19 protein-coding genes are annotated in these 23,408 nt (G+C 66.4%); 11 read left to right on the top strand and 8 right to left on the bottom strand.

Annotated features, from left to right (window positions below):
• Positions 1 to 58: 58 nt before the first annotated feature.
• Both LQF10_RS10040 and LQF10_RS10035 read right to left on the bottom strand, forming a co-directional pair.
• A complete protein-coding gene (locus LQF10_RS10040; protein WP_231063716.1) occupies positions 59 to 1,867 on the bottom strand; it encodes an AMP-dependent synthetase/ligase in 1,809 nt (602 codons plus the stop codon).
• A gap of 70 nt (positions 1,868 to 1,937) precedes the next feature.
• On the bottom strand, positions 1,938 to 2,447 hold the full coding sequence (locus tag LQF10_RS10035; RefSeq protein ID WP_231063715.1) for a hypothetical protein: 510 nt from the start codon (positions 2,445 to 2,447) through the stop codon (positions 1,938 to 1,940).
• A gap of 171 nt (positions 2,448 to 2,618) precedes the next feature.
• Between LQF10_RS10035 and LQF10_RS10030 the strand changes: the two genes are divergently transcribed.
• From LQF10_RS10030 to LQF10_RS10020, 3 genes are all read left to right on the top strand, one after another.
• Positions 2,619 to 3,857: a pyrophosphate--fructose-6-phosphate 1-phosphotransferase gene (locus LQF10_RS10030; RefSeq protein ID WP_231063714.1), complete on the top strand. Its 1,239-nt coding sequence runs from the start codon at positions 2,619 to 2,621 to the stop codon at positions 3,855 to 3,857.
• A 173-nt stretch (positions 3,858 to 4,030) separates the two neighbouring features.
• The gene (locus LQF10_RS10025; RefSeq protein WP_231063713.1) at positions 4,031 to 5,383 is read left to right on the top strand and encodes a class II 3-deoxy-7-phosphoheptulonate synthase; all 1,353 of its coding nucleotides are present in this window, start codon (positions 4,031 to 4,033) and stop codon (positions 5,381 to 5,383) included.
• Positions 5,383 to 6,024, top strand: coding sequence for a molybdopterin-dependent oxidoreductase (locus LQF10_RS10020; RefSeq protein WP_231063712.1), 642 nt, complete (start codon positions 5,383 to 5,385; stop codon positions 6,022 to 6,024). Before LQF10_RS10025 ends, LQF10_RS10020 begins: the two co-directional genes overlap by 1 nt.
• A gap of 44 nt (positions 6,025 to 6,068) precedes the next feature.
• On the opposite strand, the gene pknB is transcribed toward LQF10_RS10020, so the two are convergent.
• The gene (gene pknB / locus LQF10_RS10015) at positions 6,069 to 8,024 is read right to left on the bottom strand and encodes a Stk1 family PASTA domain-containing Ser/Thr kinase (RefSeq protein ID WP_231063711.1); all 1,956 of its coding nucleotides are present in this window, start codon (positions 8,022 to 8,024) and stop codon (positions 6,069 to 6,071) included.
• 38 nt (positions 8,025 to 8,062) lie between these two features.
• Positions 8,063 to 9,628, bottom strand: coding sequence for a LysM peptidoglycan-binding domain-containing protein (locus LQF10_RS10010; protein WP_231063710.1), 1,566 nt, complete (start codon positions 9,626 to 9,628; stop codon positions 8,063 to 8,065).
• Positions 9,629 to 9,801: 173 nt separating this feature from the next.
• Here LQF10_RS10010 and LQF10_RS10005 point away from each other — a divergent pair, with 173 nt between their 5' ends.
• Complete coding sequence (locus LQF10_RS10005; RefSeq protein WP_231063709.1) at positions 9,802 to 10,176, top strand: Rv2175c family DNA-binding protein; 375 nt, start codon at positions 9,802 to 9,804, stop codon at positions 10,174 to 10,176.
• A gap of 2 nt (positions 10,177 to 10,178) precedes the next feature.
• On the opposite strand, the gene LQF10_RS10000 is transcribed toward LQF10_RS10005, so the two are convergent.
• Positions 10,179 to 11,276, bottom strand: a complete 1,098-nt coding sequence (locus LQF10_RS10000) for a polyprenyl synthetase family protein (protein WP_231063708.1) — start codon at positions 11,274 to 11,276, stop codon at positions 10,179 to 10,181.
• Positions 11,277 to 11,537: 261 nt separating this feature from the next.
• Here LQF10_RS10000 and LQF10_RS09995 point away from each other — a divergent pair, with 261 nt between their 5' ends.
• The 3 genes from LQF10_RS09995 (at position 11,538) to LQF10_RS09985 (ending at position 15,099) form a co-directional block, all read left to right on the top strand.
• On the top strand, positions 11,538 to 12,653 hold the full coding sequence (locus tag LQF10_RS09995; protein WP_231063707.1) for a DUF4192 domain-containing protein: 1,116 nt from the start codon (positions 11,538 to 11,540) through the stop codon (positions 12,651 to 12,653).
• A gap of 107 nt (positions 12,654 to 12,760) precedes the next feature.
• Positions 12,761 to 13,144 carry a universal stress protein gene (locus LQF10_RS09990; RefSeq protein WP_231063706.1) on the top strand — a complete coding sequence of 128 codons (384 nt, stop codon included), beginning with the start codon at positions 12,761 to 12,763 and terminating at the stop codon, positions 13,142 to 13,144.
• A 368-nt stretch (positions 13,145 to 13,512) separates the two neighbouring features.
• Positions 13,513 to 15,099, top strand: a complete 1,587-nt coding sequence (locus tag LQF10_RS09985) for an RNA polymerase sigma factor (RefSeq protein WP_435531448.1) — start codon at positions 13,513 to 13,515, stop codon at positions 15,097 to 15,099.
• 106 nt (positions 15,100 to 15,205) lie between these two features.
• Here LQF10_RS09985 and LQF10_RS09980 read toward each other — a convergent pair whose 3' ends face one another.
• Together LQF10_RS09980 and LQF10_RS09975 are read right to left on the bottom strand one after the other, a co-directional pair.
• On the bottom strand, positions 15,206 to 15,754 hold the full coding sequence (locus LQF10_RS09980; RefSeq protein ID WP_231063705.1) for a ferritin: 549 nt from the start codon (positions 15,752 to 15,754) through the stop codon (positions 15,206 to 15,208).
• Positions 15,755 to 15,891: 137 nt separating this feature from the next.
• Positions 15,892 to 16,116: a DUF7455 domain-containing protein gene (locus LQF10_RS09975; RefSeq protein WP_231063704.1), complete on the bottom strand. Its 225-nt coding sequence runs from the start codon at positions 16,114 to 16,116 to the stop codon at positions 15,892 to 15,894.
• Between the two features lie 152 nt (positions 16,117 to 16,268).
• Between LQF10_RS09975 and LQF10_RS09970 the strand changes: the two genes are divergently transcribed.
• The 4 genes from LQF10_RS09970 to LQF10_RS09955 all read left to right on the top strand — a co-directional run bounded on the left by LQF10_RS09970 (position 16,269) and on the right by LQF10_RS09955 (position 20,965).
• Positions 16,269 to 18,395, top strand: coding sequence for a DNA gyrase/topoisomerase IV subunit B (locus LQF10_RS09970; RefSeq protein ID WP_231063703.1), 2,127 nt, complete (start codon positions 16,269 to 16,271; stop codon positions 18,393 to 18,395).
• A 77-nt stretch (positions 18,396 to 18,472) separates the two neighbouring features.
• Positions 18,473 to 19,261 carry a GNAT family N-acetyltransferase gene (locus tag LQF10_RS09965; protein ID WP_231063702.1) on the top strand — a complete coding sequence of 263 codons (789 nt, stop codon included), beginning with the start codon at positions 18,473 to 18,475 and terminating at the stop codon, positions 19,259 to 19,261.
• Positions 19,258 to 20,235, top strand: coding sequence for a GNAT family N-acetyltransferase (locus LQF10_RS09960; protein WP_231063701.1), 978 nt, complete (start codon positions 19,258 to 19,260; stop codon positions 20,233 to 20,235). The genes LQF10_RS09965 and LQF10_RS09960 overlap by 4 nt, the downstream gene beginning before the upstream one ends.
• Before the next feature lie 7 nt (positions 20,236 to 20,242).
• Entirely contained in the window at positions 20,243 to 20,965 is a 723-nt protein-coding gene (locus LQF10_RS09955; RefSeq protein ID WP_231063700.1) for a lysoplasmalogenase, read from the top strand.
• Here the strand turns inward: LQF10_RS09955 and LQF10_RS09950 are convergent.
• Complete coding sequence (locus LQF10_RS09950; RefSeq protein ID WP_231063699.1) at positions 20,924 to 23,398, bottom strand: DNA gyrase/topoisomerase IV subunit A; 2,475 nt, start codon at positions 23,396 to 23,398, stop codon at positions 20,924 to 20,926. The genes LQF10_RS09955 and LQF10_RS09950 overlap by 42 nt on opposite strands.
• Between the last annotated feature and the right edge of the window lie 10 nt (positions 23,399 to 23,408).

Genomic DNA, 23,408 nt, shown 5'->3' with positions numbered 1-23,408 from the left:
ACGCTACGCGCGACCTGTGACATGACGGCTCGGGACGCTCCGTCCGCGGCCATTGAGCTTAGGTGGTCTCGCGCTCGGCGGCAGCTTTGGCGTAGAGGTCGTCGATCCGTTCAGCGAAGTCGCGCAGGACCAGGTTGCGCTTCACGCTCATCTTCGGGGTCAGGTAGTCGCTGACGGTGAAATCGTCGCCCAGAACTTCATACCGTCGTACCGACTCCGCGCGGGAGACGGAGGTATTGGCCTTGTCCACCGCCTCCTGGAGAGCGGCGCGCACGTGCGGGTGCTCTGCGGCTTCGAGCACGCTCATCTCGGGCAAGCCTTGATTGGACAGCCACGTCGGGAGCATCTCCGCGTCGAGGGTGAGCAGCGCGGCGATGAACGGTCGCTGATCGCCGACGACCACGCACTGGCTGATCAGCGCGTGGGCGCGGATCTTGTCCTCCAACTGAGAGGGGATGACGTTCTTGCCTCCGGCGGTGACGATCATCTCCTTCTTCCGGCCGGTGATCCGCAGGTATCCGTCGGAATCGAGTGCGCCCAGGTCCCCGGTGTGGAACCACCCGTCGGTGACGGCCTCTGCGGTGGCCTCGTCGTTGTTGTGGTACCCGCGGAATACCGCGATGCCCTTGGCGAGGATCTCGCCGTCCTCGGCGATGCGCAGACTGATCCCCGGTAGCGCGGGGCCCACTGTGCCGATCTTCGAGCGTGCCGGGACGTTGACCGAGACAGGCGCCGTGGTCTCGGTGAGGCCGTATCCCTCGAGTACTCGGACGCCGACGCCACGGAAAAAGTGCCCGAGGCGATCACCGAGCGGTGCACCACCGGAGATCGCGAACTCCACTTGGCCGCCGAGCGCGTCGCGGATCTTGTGCAGCACCAACTTGTCAGCTAGCGCGTACTTGATCTTGAGTGCCGCGCCTGGGCCGCCGGTGTCGAGAGACTTCGAGTACGCGGTGGACACGCCGGCCGCCCAGCGGAAGATCTTCACCTTCCCAGCGGCAGCGGCCTTCTGTTCGGAGGAGTTGTACACCTTCTCGAACACGCGGGGCACGGAGAGGATGAAGGTGGGGCGGAAGGTGCCGATGTGCTGAAGGAGTGTCGTCGGATCACCGACGTGCCCGATCGGAACGCCGGCGCAGATGGTCAGCACTGAGACGAACCGGGCGAACACGTGCGCCAACGGCATGAAGAGTAGGGTGCGGGCGTTGTCGTGCAGGATGTCCTGTCCGAGAGCCGCGGTGGCGTTACGGCACAGTTCCACGAAGTTGCCGTGGGTGAGCTCGACACCCTTGGGCGGCCCGGTCGTCCCGGAGGTGTAGATGATGGTGGCCAGATCCTGCAGGCGCAATGCGTCGTAGCGCTCGCGTACCTGCTCATCGGTCACCTCTGACCCGCCGCGCGTGAGTTCATCGAGCGCGCCATCATCGATGACCCAGAGGTCTTGCGGCTGATTGTCGCCTGCGGCCTCGCGGATGAGCGTGGCGAGCTCGGCGGTCTCTGTCACGACGCGGTCTGTTGCGGAATCGGACAGGATCCATCGCGCCTGTTCCGTTGAGGAGGTCTCATAGATCGGCACGGTGATGGCTCCGGCGTACCAGATCGCAAAGTCGAGCACGGTCCACTCGGCGCGGGTACGGGACATGATCGCGATGCGGTCCCCGGCGCTCACGCCAGCAGCGATCAGGCCCTTCGCCACCCCGAGCACCTGCTCGTGCAGTGCCTCGGCAGACTGCGGGTCCCAGCCGTCGCCGTCGGGCAACTCGATGAGTACCCGTTCGGGTTCCTTCGCCGCCCAGTCGAGGAGAAGGTCTGGGATCGTCAGTTCGGCTGGCGTGCTCACCATGAGCGGAACGTCGGTGTCTTTCATGAGAGTGGCTCCTTTGGCACGGTCGAGATGCTGGCCTCACTCTATCGGCGCCTGGGCGACTACGTCTGACTTACACGACTGCGCCGTCGTCAGTGTCGGAGCGCCGCCCCCGCGGCATCCGCCACAAGAGCACCAGCCAGCCCAAGATCGAGGCGATGATGGCTGCCAGGTAGACCCATGACGGTGCGGCGGGCCACACGATGAGGAAAAGCACGGTGAGGATCGGGCCACCCAAGGCGAAGAACCACGCCAACGTCGGCAGTGGATCGTGCGCCCGGAGCGGAGGGTCGGGTGGCACGAAACCAGCCTCTTCGGCGTTGTCGGCCACTGTGTAATCCCGCGGTCCGGCAAGATCGGTGCCGGGCCGCTCGCCACCCTCGCTCGAACGGGGCAGCTCTACCGGTCCCGCAGTGCCCGTCGTCTCCGTGGTGGGCCGGCGTTCGCCAGGTGCATCGCCCGTCTGCGTGTGCAGATCGCCGAGCTGTGCGGTGATCTCTGCCCAGCGGGCATCAATGTCGGCGTCGGTCGGCTCGGGTCGATCAGCGGGGGAGTCGCTGTCGTCGGGAGTCCCTTCGGGCATGCCTCTCACTCTACGGTGAGGTGCTGACGGGAACGAACGCTGCACAGAAGGGTGCGGTGCTACGGGTGAGTGAGTTCAGGCGCGCGATCAGTAGCATGAGGGCAGGTACCGATCGGTAGATCGGTGCGTTTCGCTCCTCGATAGACACCCATCGGAAAGGGCCCCCGCCACATGTCCCAGAATGCTCCGATCCGCCGGATCGCCCTGCTCACCGCGGGCGGATTCGCCCCGTGCCTGTCGGCCGCCGTCGCGGGCCTGGTGCGCCGTTATGGCGAGGTGCTCCCCGATGCGGAGATCATCGCCTACCAGTACGGCTACCACGGTCTCCTCACCGGCAACTACGTAGTAGTGGATGAGCAGGCGCGAGCTGCGATCGACGTGCTCGACGAGTTCGGCGGAAGCCCGATCGGCAACAGCCGCGTCAAGCTCACCAACGCGAAGGATCTCGTCTCGCGAGGGCTCGTCGAGGAGGGCCAGGATCCGCTCGCGGTAGCCGCGCAGCGCCTGCGCACCGACGGCGTCGACGTGCTGCACACCATCGGCGGCGACGATACGAACACCACGGCCGCGGATCTGGCCGGCTACCTGGAACAGAACGACTATCACCTCACCGTGGTGGGCCTGCCCAAGACGATCGACAACGACATCGTCCCCATCCGGCAGTCCCTCGGTGCCATGACCGCTGCCTCGGAAGCCTCCCGGTTCGCCCAGAACATCATCGGGGAGCACCGGGTGAACCCGCGGATGCTGATCGTGCACGAGGTGATGGGACGGCACTGCGGGTGGCTCACGGCAGCTGCGGCACGCGACTACCGGTCATGGTGGTCCGAGCGCTCGTGGAACCCCGGTCTGGGCCTGACGAAGGAGCGGTGGGACGTGCACGCCGTGCTGCTCCCCGAGCTCAAGGTCGACCTGCAGGCCGAGGCCGCGCGGCTGCGTTCGATCATGGATGAGGTCGGCAATGTGAACATTTTCCTCTCTGAAGGCGCCGGTGTACCCGAGATCGTGGCCGAACTCGAAGCCGCCGGCGAGGAGGTCAAGCGCGACCCATTCGGTCACGTGATGCTTGACACGATCAACCCGGGTGCCTGGTTCGCCAAGCAGTTCGCCGACCTGATCGGGGCGGAGAAGGTGATGGTGCAGAAGTCCGGATACTTCTCGCGCTCCGCCCCCGCGAATGCTGCCGACCTCGAGCTCATTCGTTCGATGACCGACCTTGCCGTGGACACGGCACTCGCCGGGGAATCGGGGGTGATCGGGCACGACGAGGAGAACGACGATCGACTGAGCGCGATTTCGTTCACCCGCATTGCCGGCGGCAAGGCGTTCGACGTCACCGTGGACTGGTTCGGTGAGCTGCTGGCCAGCATCGGTCAGCCGCTGGTGGCCGCCGAGCCGGCCGCGCACTGACGCTGGCGAGGACTGAAGCCGGCGAGGTCCGCCCCATGGGGCACCCGGCCCGACCGAGAGTTCGGGCCGGGTGCCGGCGTTGGTGAAGGTGAGTCATTGGGGCAGCGGTCCGTGCGCCGGACGTCGTGAGCACATGGTCAGCGGGCGGCTCGTCGGTGCGTATCCTGAGGTCCGTGAGTGTGATCCCCGACCCCGCGGTCCTGACTGGTCTCGATCGATGGCGTGCGTTGCCGGTGCGGCAGCAGCCCACCTGGCCGGATGCGTCAGCACTCGCCGCAGCCACCGAACGCCTCGGAGGAGTCCCCCCGCTGGTCTTCGCCGGTGAGGCGGATCGGTTGCGCGAGCACATGGCTGCAGCGTCCCGGGGGGAGGCGTTCCTCCTGCAGGGGGGCGACTGTGCCGAGACCTTCAGTGAACTCACCGCCGACAATATCCGCGACAAGATCAAGACCATCCTGCAGATGGCGGTCGTGCTGACCTACGGGGCGAGCATGCCGATCATCAAGATGGGCCGAATGGCCGGGCAGTACGCCAAACCACGCAGTTCCGACACCGAGACCCGAGGTGAGGTCACGCTTCCCGCCTACCGCGGGGACATCGTCAACGATCACGCCTTCACCGCGGCGGCGCGAGTGCCGGACCCCCAGCGGCTGGTGGATGCCTACCACAATTCGGCCACCACACTGAATCTGATCCGCGCCTTCACGCAGGGCGGTTTCGCCGACCTGAGGCGCGTGCACGAGTGGAACCGAGGGTTCATGGAGAACCCTGCGTACGCGCAGTACGACGCGTTCGCCACTGAGATCGACAGGGCCATTCGCTTCATGGGCGCCGCGGGTGCGGATTTCGATGCTCTGCGCACTGTGGAATTCTTCTCCAGCCATGAGGGACTGCTGCTGGACTACGAGCGTCCACTCACCCGGATTGACTCACGGACCGGCCTTCCCTACGACTGTTCGGCACACTTCCTATGGATCGGGGAGCGGACCCGCCACCTTGACGGTGCACATGTGGACTTCTTTGCTCAGGTGCGCAATCCGATCGGAGTCAAGCTCGGACCGACCACCACTGTCGCCGATGCCGTCGCCCTCATGGACCGGCTCAACCCCGACGGTGAACCGGGCCGATTGACCTTCATCAGTCGGATGGGCGCCTCGAAGGTACGGGACCTGCTCCCGGAGCTGGTCGACGGGGTGCGTGCCGACGGTCGTCCGGTGACGTGGGTGTGCGACCCGATGCACGGCAACGGGATCACCTCGGCCAACGGGTATAAGACTCGTCGCTTCAGTGACGTGATCGACGAGGTACGCGGCTTCTTCGAGGTCCATCGCAGCCTGGGCACGGTGCCCGGCGGCCTGCACGTGGAGTTGACCGGTTCCGATGTCACCGAGGTGCTCGGCGGCAGCGAGGAGATCGACGATCACGCGCTCACCCGCCGCTACGAGACCCTCGTTGATCCGCGCCTGAATCACCAGCAGTCGCTGGAGATGGCGTTTCTGGTGGCGGAGATGCTGCGAGGATCCTGATGGATCATGCCAGGGACGCCGCAGGAGCTCCGTTGGAGCGAGTGCTTCCGCCGGGGCAGCATTGGCGTGCCGAACCCGACGTGATGCACTACGGGCCGGTGCCGCGGCCGCGGCCTGATCGGTGGTCGTTCACCGTGGGGGGCGCCACCGTGGATGGCGTCGAGCATGTGTTTGACTGGGAGACAATGGCGCGCCTGGAGGTGCGCGAGGTTGTCGCTGATATGCACTGCGCCACGCGCTGGTCCGCTTTGGATCAGCGGTGGGCGGGCCCTCGCGCATCGGACGTGATCGAGCTTGCGCCGCCTGCGCCACACGTACGCGAACTGCTGGTCTTCGCGGAGTTCGGATATGCCGCCAACGTGGCAGTGGATGATCTGCTCTCGCCCCGGACGGTACTGGCCACGCACCTGGACGGTGAACCCCTGCCCCGCGATCGGGGCGCACCGATGCGGTTGATCGTTCCCCACCTGTACACGTGGAAAGGGCCCAAGTGGGTGCGTGGCTGGAACTACCTGACCGATGAATCCATGCATCTCGGCTTCTGGGAGCAGCGCGGCTATCACCGGCGTGGTGACGCGTGGCGGCAGGAGCGCTACGCCTACCAGGAGGTTTCTCCGCGCCCGGTGCCCCAGGATCTCTGAGGCTTTCGCGGTCGACGCCACTCCTTGAGGGGCCGGCGCGTCGTTCAGACCACGGACAGGACGATCTCGGTTCCCAGCGGCACCTCGTCGCCGGCAGGGACCGACTGTGAGCGCACGGTCCCGAATACGCCACCGAAGACGTTCTCGCGAGCGACCGTCAAGCCGAGTGCTTCCAGGGCCGCTTCGGCGTCTTGATACTGCTCGCCGAAGACGTCTGGTACTTCGACGAGTTCGGGGCCGAGAGAGATCGTCAGCATCACGATGTCACCACGCAGTGCGTCTCCGCTCTCGGGGCTCTGTGTGAGGACATGTCCCTCGGGAACACTGTCGTGATAAGCAGACCCGTCGATCTGGGGCTCGGCGCCCGCTTCCTGGAGGTCGGAGATAGCCGTATCCTCGTCTGCGCCGACCACATCGGGGATGGTGATCGGTTCCCTGCCCTGGGAGACCGTGAGCGTCACCGGGGTGTCGTGCCGCGTCTCGGTGCCCTCCTCCGGATCGCTGCTGATCACGACGCCGGCTTCGACATCCTGTGAATAGGACTGCTCGACCGTTGGTGCCACGGTGAAGCCCTCGTTCTCGATCGCTTCGATCGCAGCGCCCTCCTGAAGGCCGGCCACGCGGGGTACGGCGAGCATCTGTACCCCGCGTGAGACCACGACCGTGATCTCACCACCGCGGAGAAGGTCGGCCCCCGCGGCCGGATCGGTGCTGATCACCGCGCCGGCAGGGACGTCGTCGGAGTGCTCGGCGGTGGTGACGGGGACGAAACCGCCCGACTCGAGCGTGGCAAGGGCGTCTGCCTCCTCGGCACCGGCGACGTCCGGAACCTCGGCGTAGGCACCGGGTCCGACGTTGACGTACCACCACCCGCCGCCGCCGAGTGTGGCAATCAGGAGCAGGATCACTACGGCGATGCCGGCGCGTCGGCGCCGCCGCACTCGGCGCCGTTGGGCAGGCTCGGCGGGTGCTGAGGCGACGGCACCGATCGGGAGCGCGACTGTCCCGGTGTGGTCGAGTCCCGTGGTGGTCCCCGTTGCGTCGGAGTCCTCGGTGACGACGTCATCGGCCGCGGGCACGGTGGCGGTGACCATCGGGGTCTGTGTGTCGCCCTCCGTACCGTTGACGTCGGCGCGGATGCCGAGTTGGTGCGTCTGCAGACCGTCGCGAGTGCGTTGCAGCAGAGCGAGGGCAGCGCCTGCATCTGCTGGGCGGTCGGCCGGATCCCGCGCTGTCATTCGCAGGACGAGTTCGTCCACCTCGAACGGGAGCCACGGCACGGACTCCGATGGTGCGGGTACGACGTCGTGCACGTGTTGGTAGGCCACCTGGATCGGCGTCTCACCGCGGAATGGCTGGTGGCCGGTGAGCATCTCGAACAGCATGGCACCGACGGCGTAGATGTCGGCACGAGCGTCGGCGTTTCCGGAGGTGACGATCTCGGGGGAGAGGTAGGCGACGGTGCCGAGGAGGCTGCCGGTGGATGCCGCCGTCGCCTCGCTGACGGCACGGGCCAATCCGAAGTCGGCCACCTTCACCTCGCCGGTATGAGCGACCAGGATGTTCTCCGGCTTCACGTCTCGATGGACAAGGCCAGCGTGGTGTGCGGCCGCCAACGCGCTCAAGACATGTTCGATCAGCCGGAGCGCCTCACCGACGGGGAGCGCGCCGCGACGGCGCAGCACGGTGCGCAGGTTCGTGCCGTCAACGAACTCCATGGTGAGGTAGTTCAGGTCATCGGCACTGCCCTGATCGAACACCCCGACGACGCCCGGGTGGGCCAACCTGGCGGCAGCGCGGGCCTCTCGGCGGAACCGGGCGGCGACATCCGCGCCCTCGGCCAGGTGTGCGTGCATCACCTTCAGCGCGACAATGCGATCGAGGCGGCGATCCAGCGCTCGGTAGACGGTCGCCATACCACCGCGAGCAATGCGCGCGGTGATTTCGTACCTGCTGTCGACCAAGCGGCCGATCAGCGGGTCGGCGACAGTGGTGGCCATGAGCCGAGTGTATGGGCGCTGGCCGCGATCGGCGGGCCTCAGCCGTAGCGTGTCATCAGCGTCTGCACGTTAGCCACGTACCGGCGAGTGTCGTCATACAAGCCGTTGCGCTGGACTGAGCCGAGTCCCTGGTAGTAGCCGCCGATCGCCTCGCGGTCATTGTCTGCCACGCGATGCAGTGTCCGCAGGATGGCGATGCCGGCCGTCACGTTGTCCTGCGGATCGAGCAGGTTGAGCTCGCGTCCGACGAGGGTGGAGGCCCATTCGCCGGACGAAGGAATCACCTGCATGACGCCGATCGCGTTGGCGGGGGAGACGGCTGCCATATCAAAACCGGACTCCTGATACGCCACGGCGAGCGCAAGGGCAGGGTCAACGCCCATCCGATTCGCGGTCTGCCGGATGAGTGACTGCATCTGGGACCGACTGGGCAGATCTGCCGCCAGCAGCGTGCGCTTGTTCGCGTTGGCGGCTGCGGTGACGTCAGAGGAGTAGGTGTAGTGCAGGAAGGTGTTGGAGACCAGGCCGGCCGGGATCCGCAAGCTCTGTCCGACCCGGATCGCGGCTGATGCGCCGAGATTGTTGGCATCGATGATGGCGCGCACACTGCTGCCGTAGCGGGCGGCGATGCCCGAGACCGTGTCGCCGGAGATGACGCGATGCGTGGTGCTCGCCGTCGAGTCGTTCGAACTCGAGGAACCCGAGGAACTGCTCGAACTACCGGAGGTTCCCGACCCTGAGGAGTTGGAGGTGGAAGAGCCGCCGTTGGAGGAGCTGGAGCCAGGGATGCGCAGGGTCTGGCCGATGCGGATCAGGGCGTTGGAGTTGAGGTTGTTGGCGTTGATGATGGCGCGCACGGAGGAGCCGTGCCGGGCGGCGATGCCTGAGACCGTGTCACCCGCCCGGACGCGGTAGCTGGAGGCAGTGGTCGAGGACCCGCTCGAGGAGTTGGAGGACTGCGACGAGCCGCTGCCTGAGGAGTTGGAGGTGGAGGAGCCGCTGCTGGAGGAGTTGGAGCCAGGGATGCGCAGGGTCTGGCCGATGCGGATCAGGGCGTTGGAGTTGAGGTTGTTGGCGTTGATGATGGCGCGCACGGAGGAATCGTGCCGGGCGGCGATGCCCGAGACCGTGTCACCCGCACGCACCCGATAGGTGGCCCCATTGCTCGAACTGGAGCTGGAGCCAGACGAGTTCGAACTGCTGGAACTCGAACCCGTGGAGGAGCCGCTGCTGGAGGAGCCGGATCCGGGGATGCGTAGGGTCTGTCCGATGCGGATAATCGCACGCGACCCGAGGTCGTTGGCGTTCACGATGGCGCGCACCGTGGTGTCATACCGCAGGGCAAGATGACTGACGGTGTCGCCCGCGCGCACCGTGTAGATCGTGTCCGAGGGGGCACGATCGACACTCGCCACGCCGACGCTGTGGCGGGAAGCGAGCTGAGGGGCGCTGCTGAGCTCTCGCGTCACGTCGACCGTGGCGGGTGCCGCGGCGGCGGGTGCGGCGGTAGCGGTGAGGCCGACGGCGGTGGCCGCGCCGATCGCGCCCAAGGTCGTGACGGACGTGGTGCGGCGCGTCCTGGCGCTGCGCGTGCTGCGAGTCATGGGCGGATTCCCCCGAAGTGTCCGTCGCCTTGATCGGCGACACGGCGTGTCTGACGTGACGATTGTGGTGAGTGAGGTGTATGAGAATGGTGAGACAGTTGTGACAGTAGTGGTTGCCGGTCGGTGCTGACAACCCGTTCGTCCTCCACGGCGCTGACCCGTAGGCTCAGGCCGTGACTGAGAGCCCGATTGAGAGCAGCCGGTGGCTGAGCCTGCCGGAAGTGGCCGACGCCCTGGACTCGCGGCTGCGGGACGTCCGGGACCTGGTGGCCGAACGGCGGCTGGTGGCCGTGCGGCGCGGAGCGAATCGGGTGTGGTCCGTCCCTGAGGAGTTCCTCGCATCTGGTGAGCCTGGGGAGCCCGGTTATGTCGTCTTGAGCTCGTTGCGTGGCACTGTGATGCAGCTGGGCGATTCAGGTTTCGATGACGAGGAGATCGTGGTCTGGCTCTTCGCCCCGAACGAGGAGTTGGACGAACGCCCGATCGATGCACTTCGACGCGGTCGGACGCACGCCGTCCGACGTGCGGCGCAGCACTTGGCCTTCTAGGCTCAGGCGGTGCGGGACACCGCCGCAGCCGCCAGAGCCCGAAGGGCGTCCGCCGCCGGTTTCGTCAACGGTGCCGAAGCGATGGCCGCGAGTCCCTCGCTGGTCCGCTCGGCGATGAGTGCTTCGACGGCCGAGGGCGCACCGGTCGCGACGATGATCTCGCGCGCTCGGGTGAGCGCATCTGCGTCGAGCTCAGGGTTCCCGATGGCGTGACGCAACTCGCGAGCGGCTTCGGTCCCAGCACGCTGCAACGTGGTCGCGATCAGCACGGTCCGCTTTCCTTCCCGAAGGTCGTCACCAGCGGGTTTGCCCGTCAGTGCCGGATCGCCGAAGACGCCGAGCAGGTCATCCCTGAGTTGGAAAGCCTCGCCGATCGGTAAGCCGATCTCGGCGCACGCGCGGACTCCGGCTGGCGGTGCACCGGCCATGGTCGCGCCGAGGCACAGCGGTTGCTCCACGCTGTAGCGCGCGGCCTTGGCTCGCAAGACGCGTCGTGCCCTGTCGAGGTCCACAGTGGGATCGTCGGCCCAGGGCGCAGATTGGGCGTAGATGTCGAGGTACTGGCCGAAGGTCACCCCGGCCATCATGTCCGTCACGATGCGGCGGGCGGAGCGCCGTTCGGAGTCAGGAAGACGGTCGAGCGCATCGTCCAGCTCTCGCGTGGATGCCACCACGAGGAGATCGCCGAGGAGGACGGCGGCCGAGGCACCAAAGCGGTCGGCATCGCCGACCATGGAGAGCTGGTGGTGACGGGTAGCGAGTTGGCGATGTGCGGCTGGGCGTCCACGCCGAGTGTGGGAGTCGTCGATGACGTCGTCATGCACTAGAGCGGCCATCTGGAAGAGTTCGAGCCCGGCTCCGGCTGCGATGATCCGATCATCGAGGTCGGCGCCCCCGAAAGCCATCCATCCGGCCGCTGCGAAGGAGGCCCGGAGGCGTTTACCTCCCGCAAGCATGTCCGCGGCCACAGTGCCCAGATCACCGATCTCAGGGCCCACCTCCTCGTGTGCTGCCATCACTTCGGTCAAGCTCGTCAGCACGCGGTCCGCGACCGCTGCACGAAGGTGGTCGAGTCGGGTCTCGGAGTCGGTGGCGCGCACGTCGTCCAGCCTACGGTCCTGCCGATGTGCCGATGTGCCGATGTGCCCAGCCGCCCATGTGCGCGGGCGTCATCGTCGCGAAAGTGGGCCCCGCGGTGGCAGCCATAACTCTCGAGAGGAGAGACATCCACCATCGGTGCCGTGTCCACAGGGGTTCGCGTGGTCGGCGTTGTCCATCGCGGCGGCACGCGTTGCACTGGAACCCACACCCCCCTCGGCCGGCGACAGCGTGCCGCAGTTCCATGGACTCAGATGGTTGCCATGGACGACATCACCGGCATTCCCGAGGCGACCGCACACCCACCGCTGCGCATCGCGCTAGACGATCCGGTGGACGTGCTGTCCTGGCTACCCTTTCAGCTCGGCTTCCAGCCACACGAATCCGCTGTCATGGTCGCCTTGCGGCGATCCGCCGACAGCATGTCCATCGGCGTGGTGGCACGCTTCGATCTCGCCGACCTGGCCCGAGAACCCCGGCTGCAGGCAGAAGCGGAACGTCACCTTGCGCGCGAGAGTGCGGTCGGTGCCTTGTTCGTGCTCGTCAGCAACGAGCCTTGGTTGCGAATCTCGCATCGCAAGGGGGATGCGGGGGAGGTGCTGCGATGGTGGTTGCAGACGCCATGGGCCGATCCAGCCACGACGTGGTTGCTCTCGGATGAGGCGTTCCGATGCGTGGAGTGCTCTGATCCGCCGTGCTGCCCAGCCGCCGGTCGGCCCGCGGCGATACTGGAGGAATCTGAGGTCACTGCCACCATGGTGTTCCGCGGTCACTCCTACGCCTCCACCCGCAGGGAGCTTGTGGCCGATATGGAACGGTCGGCGCCCGGCCGACGCGCGGCGAGCGCAGCTGCTACCCGATATGAGGGACGCCGTGACCGCATCGATCCCATGCGATGGCGGCGTCTCGCGTTACGTCGCTGGGTGGAACTCATCGATCGAATCGGGCAGCCGGGTCAGGAGCTCGCGGCTCCGATTGAGCCCGCCCTCGTTGGTGCGGTTCTGGCGGGTCTGGCGGATGACTGGGTGCGCGACGGTGTGCTGCTCTGGGCGGCCACGGGGCGGGCTCTTTCGGACCGAGAACGAGGGGCCGTCCTTGAGGCGCTCTTCACGGGTAGCGTGAACCCACACGAAGGCAGGCTCCACGCAGCAAACGCGGCCTTGGGGCTCCTGGGAGCGCATGCCAGTCGGCGATGGCGAGTGCCCGTCCTGAGCACGGCAGCGTGGCTGGCCTGGTGGGGTGGTGACGGAGCGCGCGCGGCCTTGCTGCTCGAACGGGTTGCGCAGATCGACTCGAGCTATCCGCTCGCACGGCTGCTCAGTGCCGTGGTTGCCGGCGGTGTCGCTCCGGGGTGGGTACGCGAACCCCGTTCGGCCTGAGACGGCGGCCCTCACGACGGGCCGAGACATGTCGGCACAGTGGGACGATCTGCTACTTCCATCGGGACGCGCTAGGGTCGGCGCGTGGGCAACGGGAGGAGTGCGACGTGATCGTGGTCGGATTCATCGCCACCGCCGAGGGGCGCGCCGCGCTCGAGGCGGCCGTCGAAGAGGCGGGTCGGCGAGGAGACACAGTGACAGTCGTGGTGCACGCGCCGCGGGGTGCCGAACAAGCAGACGTCGATCTGGCTGCGGATGAGGTGCGGCAACGTATCGACGGTGAGCTGCTGAGGGAAGTGCGCAGCGTGGCACCGGGTAGTGACGTGGCGGAGGCGCTGATGGCAGCTGCCGAGTCACTCAACGCTTCGCTGATCGTCATCGGCTTGCGTCGGCGATCGCCACTTGGAAAGTTGATTCTGGGTTCGAACGCACAGCGCATCCTGCTGGACGCGCCCTGCCCAGTGCTCGCCGTCAAGCCCGAGCTCTCGTAGGACCACATCGTCGCGCTGATCGACGGGCAGGAAGTCGAGCGCGAGTGCATCGCCGTGGCCGAGGGGATGGCGGGCTCCCCGCCTGGCCCCTAGATCCGCTCCGCACCTTCGCCGGTCCGGTACGGGACCTGCAGACAGTGCACGGGTGTCGGCGCCAGGGAACATCTCGCGCCCATCGGCCGTTGGAGACCGTGGCGGGTACGCATCAGGTGAGGTCATCGCGGCCGACCCGTGGTTTCGCCCTGTGGCCTCAATTCCGCTGCTCCGATACCTACACCCCGCCGCATCGCCACTGGGCGGTTATAATTGTAGGACGCCGCGACGTTCAGTCCGCCGTCCGCGCCTTGTCTCCCGCCGAAAGGTCTTCTGTGCCGTCGCCTCGTTCCCACGCCGTGCTGCCCCGCGAATTTGAACACTTTGCTCTGCAGAAGGCGTTCCGAACCGGCTTGGAGCGCGGGTCGCTCACTGCGACCGAGTTTCGAGCGGCGTGTGAGGAGGCCGATGTCAAGCCCCGCCGTCTCAAGGAGGTTCTCGGCGCCATGCAGACAGCCAAGATTACCGTGACCGACGTGCCGTCCAGAGCGGTCGCTAATGCGGCCCCGCGCCGTGGGACCACCGCGACCGTGGAGTCCCCTTCGGCGTCCGAGGACGCCCCAAGCGCCCAGCAGCCTGCATCGAAGCCGGCCGGGAAGAAGTCCGCCTCGAAGCCGAACGCGAAGAAGCCCGCTGCATCGTCGAAGGCTAAGGCAGAGCACAGCGGGGGCACGGACGCTGCGACACCCGCGAAGGCCAGCGCGGCCAAGCGAGGCACCGCTGCCACCGCCCGGAAGAAGGCGGCAGCAAACAAGGAATCCCTCGTGGCCGTACCGGAAGCGGACAGCGCCTCGGATACGCCCGACCAGGATCGTCCGAAGGTCGATGAAGCCACGCCGGCGACGACGTCCACCGCAGCCGAGACTGCTGAAACCGAGGAGGCCGGTGGATTTGTCTACTCCGACTCCGATGATGACGACGCACCGGCCCAGCAGGTCGTCACCGCCGGTGCCACTGCCGACCCGGTCAAGGACTACCTCAAGCAAATCGGCAAGGTCGCGCTGCTGAACGCCGAGCAGGAAGTAGAGCTCGCCAAGCGGATCGAGGCGGGCCTGTTCGCGGAGGAGAAGCTCGGTAGCGACGCCGCCGGTATGGCGCCGAAACTCCGTCGAGAGATGCAATGGATCGCCCAGGATGGGCGACGTGCGAAGAACCACCTGCTCGAAGCGAACTTGCGCCTGGTGGTATCGCTGGCGAAACGCTACACGGGCCGCGGCATGCTCTTCCTGGATCTGATCCAGGAAGGCAACCTCGGGCTCATCCGCGCCGTCGAGAAGTTCGACTACACCAAGGGCTACAAGTTCTCCACCTACGCCACCTGGTGGATCCGGCAGGCGATCACTCGCGCCATGGCTGACCAGGCCCGCACCATTCGCATCCCGGTGCACATGGTGGAGGTCATCAACAAGCTGGCACGTGTGCAGCGCCAGATGCTGCAGGACTTGGGCCGTGAGCCCACGCCGGAGGAGCTCGCCAAGGAGCTCGACATGACGCCAGAGAAGGTCGTGGAGGTGCAGAAGTACGGTCGCGAGCCGATTTCGCTGCACACCCCGCTCGGGGAAGACGGAGACTCCGAGTTCGGTGACCTGATCGAGGACTCCGAAGCCGTTGTGCCAGCTGACGCCGTGAGCTTCACCCTCCTGCAGGAGCAGCTGCACTCGGTGCTCGATACGCTCTCGGAGCGTGAAGCAGGAGTGGTCTCGATGCGTTTCGGTCTCACTGATGGCCAGCCCAAGACGCTGGACGAGATCGGCAAGGTCTACGGGGTCACTCGTGAGCGGATTCGCCAGATCGAGTCCAAGACGATGTCGAAGTTGCGCCACCCCAGCCGTTCGCAGGTGCTGCGCGATTACCTGGACTGAGCCCCTGCCCACAGGGCTGATGCACAGGACCGCGGCGAATCATCGAGATTCGCCGCGGTCCTGTGCATTCAGGCTCGGAAGTGTTTCTAGCAGTTCGGTCCTTGGTTCAGACCGCGCCGCCCGCCGCGGCCGGTGCATCGGCTGACTCCCCGCCGTCTCCGATCGACTCCCTGGCGAGGAAATTCTCCAGATCGAAGAGGTTGTCTCCGGCGCGCTCGGCCACCGTGAGCAAGGTGCTGGCTGAGGCGACCTCCTCCACCTGCTCCTTGAGGAACCAGAGCATGAACTGCTCACCGATCACATTCGACTCGGCTCGGGCCGCCTGGAAGATGGCCTCGATCTGCTCGGTGACCTGCTTCTCCTGTTGCAGCGCCAGGGCGATCGGTTCGCGAATGTCGGAGAAGTCGTTCTGGACGGGCGAACCGGCGGGGATGGCCACGCGGAGATCACGGTCGAGCATGTACTGGATGATCATCATCGCGTGGTTGCGCTCTTCAAGAGCCTGGCGGTAGTAGTGCGCAGCGAGCCGCGGCATGTCCTGGCCGTCGAACCACACGGCGATCGCGACGTACTGCGTGTGCGCGTCGAACTCGTGACCGATCTGCTCGGTGAGCAGCCGGACGTAGGTGGATTCGGAGTGTGCGTTGGTGGTCATGGGATCGAGCGTAGTGATCCCGGCGACGGTCCGCATCGAAGCCGAGCCTGGCCTCAGTGAGGCGTGGCTTCACTCAGTCGGAGTGGTCCGAACTGATCGTCAGTAGCTCTCACTCGCCGTGCCGCGCTGCGGCTGGCTCAGTTGTCGGTGGACTCCGCGTCGGCGTGTAGCCGTTCGGTCTCGTCCTGGATATGGGTGGCGACCGTGGTCAGCTTCTCCGAGTGCTTGCGTGCGTGATGCGCGCAGAACAGCAGTTCACCGGCATCCAGGAGCACGCGTACGTATGCCTGAGCTCCGCAGGCGTCGCAGCGGTCGGCCGCGGTCAGTGCGTCATGGGCGTTGTCGGCTGTCAATGTGCTCACACCGCCATGTAACCACCTGCACGGCCAGCCGCATTCCTCAGAAGGGCAGAGTTCGCTCACTGCGGAACGGCGACGGGTTCGCCGGGAGCCGATTCCGCCGTTCCGGGTGGCGTTCCGAGATGGCACCCGCAGGCCCGCATACCATGGGGAGCGTGTCGAAAACTTCCACGGATGCCAGCTACACCGCTCGTCACCTCTCGGTGCTCGAGGGCCTCGAAGCTGTGCGCAAGCGCCCCGGCATGTACATCGGCTCCACCGACTCGCGGGGCCTCATGCACTGTGTGTGGGAGATCATCGACAATGCCGTGGACGAAGCCCTCGAAGGGCACGGCAACGCGATCGAGATCGTGCTCCATCCGGACAACTCGGTGGAGGTCCGCGACAACGGGCGCGGCATCCCCGTGGACAACGTGACGGCCTTGGGCCTGAGCGGTGTCGAAGTGGTCTTCACCAAACTGCACGCCGGCGGCAAGTTCGGAGGGGGCTCCTACGCCTCGTCCGGCGGTCTGCACGGTGTGGGCGCCTCCGTGGTGAACGCACTGTCGTCCCGCTTGGACGTCGAGGTAGACCGGGGTGGGGCCACCTACGCCATGTCGTTCCATCGCGGCGAACCGGGGACGTTCGACGATACCGGTGCAGTGTCACCGGAGTCACCCTTCACGCCGTTCACCGATCACTCGGAGTTACGCAAAGTCGGCAAGGTGAAGCGTGGTGTGAGCGGTACCCGGGTGCGCTACTGGGCCGATCGTCAGATTTTCCCGGCGTCGGCAGCATTCTCCTATGACGAGCTCATCACGCGGGCGCGGCAGACGTCTTTCCTGGTACCAGGGCTGCAACTGACGGTGCGGGACGAACGGCGTTTGATGGGCACACCTGGCGAAGACGGCCCGGTGGAGGAGGTCTTCCGTCATGACGGCGGAGTCAGCGACTTCGTCGAGTTCCTCTCGGCCGACACGGCCATCACCGACACCTGGCGGTTGAGTGGCCAGGGCACGTTCACGGAGACGGTGCAGCAGTTGGACGACAAGGGTCACCTGCGCCCGGTCGAGGTCGAACGCACCTGTGAGGTGGAGATCGCACTCCGTTGGGGCATCGGCTACGACACCGAGGTTCGCAGCTTCGTGAACATCATCGCCACCCCGAAGGGCGGCTCTCACTTGAGCGGCTTTGAACAGGGCCTGGTCAAGGCGGTCCGCAAGCAGATCGAGGCCAACGCCCGCCGATTGAAACTCACTGGCAAGAGCGGCAAGGAACGCATCGAGAAGGACGATGTGATGGCCGGCCTGACCTCCGTCGTCACCGTGCGTCTGCCGGAGCCCCAGTTTGAGGGGCAGACCAAGGAAGTGCTCGGCACCGCACCGGTGCGTGGCATCGTCGCCAAGGTGATCGACACCGAGATCACCGCTCTGCTCACTTCTGCCAAGCGCACCGAGAAGGCGCAGGCTGCAACGTTGCTCGAGAAGGTCGTCGGCGAGATGCGGGCACGTATCGCGGCACGCACTCATAAGGAGATCTCGCGGCGCAAGAACGCGCTGGAGACCTCAACCCTGCCCGCGAAGCTGGCCGACTGCCGCAGTGACGATGTGGAACGCTCGGAGTTGTTCATCGTCGAGGGTGACAGTGCTCTGGGCACCGCCAAGCTGGCGCGGCAGTCCGACTTCCAAGCGCTGCTGCCGATCCGTGGGAAAATCCTGAACGTTCAGAAGGCTTCTCTCGCGGATATGCTCAAGAACGCTGAATGCGCCTCGATCATCCAGGTGATCGGAGCGGGATCCGGTCGTTCGTTCGAGCTTGATGCCGTGCGCTACGGCAAGATCGTGCTGATGACCGACGCGGACGTCGACGGCGCCCACATCCGCACGTTGCTGCTGACCCTCTTCTTCCGGTACATGCGACCACTGGTCGAGGCGGGCCGCGTTTTCGCTGCTGTGCCGCCATTGCACCGAGTGGAGACGACCGCTCAGGGCAAGCGCAAGGGTTCTATCACCTATACGTACTCCGAGGCCGAGTTGCGCCAGCTGCTCCGTACCCTGGAGAAGGCGGGCCGCCGCTACAAGGAGCCGATCCAGCGCTACAAGGGTCTGGGGGAGATGGACGCCGACCAGCTCGCCGAAACCACCATGGATCCTGCCCACCGGACCCTACGCAAGATCACGATGGACGACATCGAGGCGGCCGAGACGGTGTTCGATTTGCTCATGGGCAACGATGTGGCGCCGCGGAAGGACTTCATCATCGCCGGCGCCAACGAGCTGGACAGGGATCGGATCGACGCGTGAGCGAAGGGCGCCCCCCACTGCCTGGGCGGCACTTCGGTCTCACGTGGCGACCCTTGACCACGCGGGATGACGAGGCCGTGCGGCAGCTTTTGAGCCGTTCCTGGCCTGTCGATCAGAGCCTGCACCCAGGTTCGCTCGATCTGCACCCCTCCCGGCAGCAGTCGGCCGGAGTGGACCTCGAGTTCGACTCACTTGCCGGGGTCGACCCGGACGGTGCGCTTCGCACAGTGGCGCTCGTGCGCCGAGACGGCGGGAGGGCCCTCCTCTGGGCCATGATCGACCCCGGGTGGCGGGGCCGTGGAATTGGACGAGCGATGCTCCGCTGGCAGGACGCGTGCGCCCAGCGCGCGGGTGCGGTGGTGGCGGACATTCTCGTCGATGAGACCAGAACGGACCAGCGGCGTCTGGCCGCTGCCGCCGGCTTCACCTCGGCCGGGCGGGTCCGCGCCATGCACCGGACGTTCACCACAGGTTCGGCCACGTCGGCCCCGGCACCTAGAACGGTCACGGGCGTCGATGGCCTGGAGATTCACCGCGAGGAGCTCGCCGCCGGCACGCGGTGGCAGGCGCGGCGAGACGGCCGACGCGTGGGTGCATTGGAGGGTGCGGTGACGCCCGCAGCATGGCCCGACCATGGCGTGGCGCACCTGCAGTTCGACTTCTGCGGCGTCGACGTGTGCAGTGCCGATGTGGCACTGCCTTTGCTCGCCGCGGCAGTGCGCGCCTACGCTTCCGCTGACATGGTTACCGCACGGATTGACGTGGACGTCCACCAGGACGGGGTGCTCGACGCTGCCGGCACCCTGGGTTTCACGACTCTCGGGGAGGCGATCCGGTACACCACGGGATCGTCGGTGCGCGTGTGATCGGGGCGGGGGAGCAGCGACTTGGCCTGCTGTGGCGGGCTGTGGAGCATCAGGACGCCCCGACCCTGTTTGCACTGTGGCAGCAGATCGAAGAGCACGACGACCTTCCCTACCGCAGTACCCGGGAGGAGTTGGATGAGTCGTTCGTGACCCAATGGACGGACTTGGCCGAGAATTCCATCGGGGGTTTCGACGCCGGAGGTCGCCTGTGTGCCTTCGGTCTGGTCAGTGTCTCGCCTGGAGAGCAGGGGCCGGTGCGAGTGTTCCTGGATGGCGGTGTCCGTCCCGACTACCGGCATCGCGGGGTGGGCTCAACTGTCCTCGAATGGCAGATCGAGCGCGCCAGGCAGATCCTCGCCGACGACGATCATGGCACGGGAACGATCGTCGTACACGTTGAGGAGGAGATGAGCCATACGGCAGACCTGGTGCGCCGCTACGGCTTCACCGAAGCCGGATACCACACCGAGATGCGTAGGGACCTGAGTCTGGAATTGCCTGACGTCTCCGTCCAACGCCCCCTCAGCGTCGAGCCTTGGTCGGCCGAGTTGGACGAACAGGTCCGCCTTGCTCACAATGAAAGCTCCAGCGGGCAGGCACCGGCCCAGAGCGCGACACTCTGGGCTGAGGGACGTACCTATTTCGTTCCCGAGTGGAGCTTCCTCGTACTCGACCGGACCAGTGACCGTGCCCAAGTTGCCGGGTATCTCCTTTCCAGCAGGTACGAACAGGACTGGGCAACGCTGGGCTGGTCGGAGGGATACGTGGATATGCTCGGCGTGCGGGCTCCGTGGCGTGGTCAGCGGATCGCGACGACGTTGCTGGTGCGTGCGATGAGTGCGTTCGCCGCGTCAGGAATGGAGTTCGCGGCACTCGGCGTGGATCATGCCACGCGGCAGGACTCTCTCGGGCTCTTCGGCAAACTCGGCTTCGAGCCGACCCGGGGATCGACGACGTACACCATCGAACTGTGAGGAACCGATGAACCGCGCCTGGGACATCGCCGCCGGCCTCGTGATCGCCCTCCACCTGGCTGCCCAGGCGGTGGACGCGCATACACTGGCCGATGGAACTCAGGTTCTGCTGGTGCCCGCGCTGGCTGGTGCTGTGTGGAACCGAGCAGAGGTTCCGCACGGGAGCCGGCCGGCTCGACTCTACGCAGGCGCCCTGTTCTTCTCCTGGATCGGAGATGCGGCCCCTCGGGTGTTTGCCGACGAGGCAGGATTCATCGCGATGGTCACGGCCTTTGGCGTTGCGCAGGTGTGCTTCGTGGCCACTTTTGTCCGGTTGCGATCGAGGCCGCTGCGCCCGATCGTCGCACTCGGCTATCTCGCAGGTTTCGTGGGGCTCTTCGCGGCGTGCGTGTCTGGGGCAGGCCCGCTGTTGCCATTGGTGGCGGTGTACGGCCTGGTCCTCGTCGCGGCCGCCGCTGTCAGCACCCGGGTGAACACGATGACCGGTATCGGTGGACTGATCTTCTTCATCTCCGACGCCCTACTCGGACTTGAGTCATTCTCCGCGTGGTACGCCCTGCCGTCGCACGACCTGATAGTGATGACCACCTATATCGCTGCTCAGGTGCTCATTGCGGCCGGCCTCCTGCGCCATTGGCGCGTCGAACGGCAGGCACCTGCGGACCCCGGCGGTGACGAGCCGGCCGACTCACCCCAGACCGGCGATGGAGACGTCCAGCGGACGACCTGATCCATCCCGCCGTTCGTCCAGTTCCGGCAGGTCCACGGGCTGGCCGGCCGAACCGACGGCGCGGATGGGGTCCGGTCCCACAGCTGCCAGCACCAGGGAGTCCTCTCCACGCAGGAACCGGTGGGCGCGGACGCCACCGGTCGCCCTGCCCTTGCCAGGGAACAGGGCGAAGGGGGTGACCTTCGCGGACCCGGGAACAGTGCCGGGCAGCGCGGTGGACGAACCGGATACCGTCACCACTACGGCCTCATCGGTGCGCCCGGCAGGTAAGGCCGTGAACGAGACGACCACTGCACCGCCGCCGAGCTTGATCCCTGCCATCCCACCGGCACCACGTCCCTGGGGCCGTACGAGCGCGGCCGGGAAGTGCAGGAGTTGCCCCTCCGAGGAGACGAACACCAGCTCGTCCTCGTCTGCGGCGTCGGCGGCACCGACGACCTCATCACCGTCCTTGAGTGAGATCACGTCCCAGACTTCCTTGCGGGGGTAATCGGGAGTCACCCGCTTGACCTGGCCCGATCGAGTGCCCAACGTGAGCGGGACAGCATCGTCGTCCAGCCTCGCCAGACCAACCACCCGCTCGCCCGGCTCCAGCATCAGAACCTCGCTGACCGGAACACCACCCGAGAGGCTAGGCGCGGCGTCGGTGGGCGGCAGGGCGGGCACCTCGATCACCGACAGTCGCAACATCCGGCCACGGCTGGTGACCGCGCCGACTTCACCTCGGGTAGTTGCCCGCACGGTGGCGTGCAGCGCGTCGTGTGCGCTGCGGGCACCGGCTCGAGTCGGTTCGGCAGCGTCCGCGGTCCGGACGAGGAGACCGGTCGCCGAGAGCAGGACTCGGCACGGAGTGTCGGCGATCTCCAGCGGGACGTCATTGCCACGACCCTGCCGTGCACGAGACTGGTGGGACTCCGCCGTGGCGGTGGCACCGGAAGCTTCCAGCAAGACCGTACGTCGCGGCGTTCCATGCTCAGCTGCTACGCGGGCCAGTTCGTCCGAGACCACATCCCGGAGTAGGCCTTCGTCGCCGAGGATCTCTTCGAGCGCCTCGATCTCCTTGGCCAGCTCGTCTCGCTCGGCCTCGAGTTCGATCCGGGAGAATTTCGTCAGCCGCCGCAGGCGCAGTTCGAGGATGTACTCGGCTTGGGCCTCAGAAAGGTCGAAGACTGCCATCAGGCGAGCGCGCGCAGATTCGGCGTCATCGCTGGTGCGGATCACCGAGATCACCTCGTCGATGTCCGCGATGGCGATGAGCAGGCCCTCGACAAGGTGAGCACGCTCGCGCCGTTTGGCGAGCCGGAACTCGCACCGGCGGCGTACCACGGTGAGCCGGTGCGCGACGTAGACCTGAAGGAGTTCACGTAGCCCGAGAGTGCGCGGCTGGCCCTCCACCAGCGCCACGTTATTGATCCCGAAAGACTCCTCAAGCGGGGTGAGCCGGTACAACTGGGCGAGCACGGCTTCGGGGTTGAAGGCGTTCTTCACCTCGATCACCAGCCGCAGCCCATGGGCGCGGTCGGTGAGATCGTTCACCGCTGCGATGCCCTGGAGTTTCTTTGCCTGGACGGCGTCCTTGATCTTCTCGATGACCCGTTCCGGGCCCACCTGGTACGGCAGCTCGGTGACCACGATTCCCTTCTTGCGAGGGGTGAGGCTCTCCACTCGGGCCGTAGCCCGGGTGCGGAATGAACCGCGACCGGTGGCATACGCCTCCCGGATTCCGTCCAACCCGACGATCTTGCCCCCGCCTGGCAGGTCCGGGCCAGGCACGAACCGCATCAGCGCCTCCAGATCGGCATCCGGATGAGCGATCAGATGCCGCGCCGCGGCGACCACTTCGACGAGATTGTGCGGAGGCATGTTGGTGGCCATACCGACGGCGATCCCGGACGCACCGTTGACCAGCAGGTTCGGAAGCGCGGAGGGCAGCACCTCCGGCTGAGTCAGCTGGCTGTCGTAATTGGGAACGAAATCAACGACGTCCTCGTTGAGATCCGCGGTCATCACCAGGGCCGCCGGCGCCAGCCGCGCCTCGGTGTACCGCGGGGCCGCGGGGCCATCGTCCAAGGACCCGAAGTTGCCGTGACCGTCGACCAGCGGCAGTCGCAGTGAGAATGACTGCGCCATCCGCACGAGGGCGTCATAGATGGCACCGTCGCCGTGCGGGTGCAGTTTGCCCATGACCTCACCGACCACCCGGGCCGACTTCACATGCCCACGGTCGGGCCGCAGCCCCATCTCGGCCATTTGAAACAGGATGCGACGGTGCACCGGCTTCAACCCGTCCCGCGCATCGGGAAGGGCACGGGAGTAGATCACCGAGTAGGCGTACTCCAAGAACGAACCACGCATCTCGGTGGAGACGTCGGTATCGATGACGATGGAGTCGACCGGGGTCTGCTCTGGTCCGGGCGTGCTGCGGCGTGCCATCTACTCATCA

This window comes from Ruania halotolerans (genome assembly GCF_021049285.1).
Classification (GTDB): Bacteria; Actinomycetota; Actinomycetes; order Actinomycetales; family Beutenbergiaceae; genus Ruania; species Ruania halotolerans.
The sequence above is the reverse complement of the archived record's forward strand: the minus strand, read 5'-3'. Positions and strand labels throughout refer to the sequence as shown.

Coding starts and splice junctions, on each gene's coding strand:
- LQF10_RS09950 (WP_231063699.1), bottom strand. CDS start 23,398: ATGGCACGCCGCAGCACGCCCGGACCAGAGCAGACCCCGGTCGACTCC.
- LQF10_RS10010 (WP_231063710.1), bottom strand. CDS start 9,628: ATGACTCGCAGCACGCGCAGCGCCAGGACGCGCCGCACCACGTCCGTC.
- LQF10_RS09980 (WP_231063705.1), bottom strand. CDS start 15,754: ATGACCACCAACGCACACTCCGAATCCACCTACGTCCGGCTGCTCACC.
- LQF10_RS09955 (WP_231063700.1), top strand. CDS start 20,243: ATGAACCGCGCCTGGGACATCGCCGCCGGCCTCGTGATCGCCCTCCAC.
- LQF10_RS09995 (WP_231063707.1), top strand. CDS start 11,538: ATGGACGACATCACCGGCATTCCCGAGGCGACCGCACACCCACCGCTG.
- LQF10_RS10020 (WP_231063712.1), top strand. CDS start 5,383: ATGGATCATGCCAGGGACGCCGCAGGAGCTCCGTTGGAGCGAGTGCTT.
- LQF10_RS10035 (WP_231063715.1), bottom strand. CDS start 2,447: ATGCCCGAAGGGACTCCCGACGACAGCGACTCCCCCGCTGATCGACCC.
- pknB (WP_231063711.1), bottom strand. CDS start 8,024: ATGGCCACCACTGTCGCCGACCCGCTGATCGGCCGCTTGGTCGACAGC.
- LQF10_RS10030 (WP_231063714.1), top strand. CDS start 2,619: ATGTCCCAGAATGCTCCGATCCGCCGGATCGCCCTGCTCACCGCGGGC.
- LQF10_RS10040 (WP_231063716.1), bottom strand. CDS start 1,867: ATGAAAGACACCGACGTTCCGCTCATGGTGAGCACGCCAGCCGAACTG.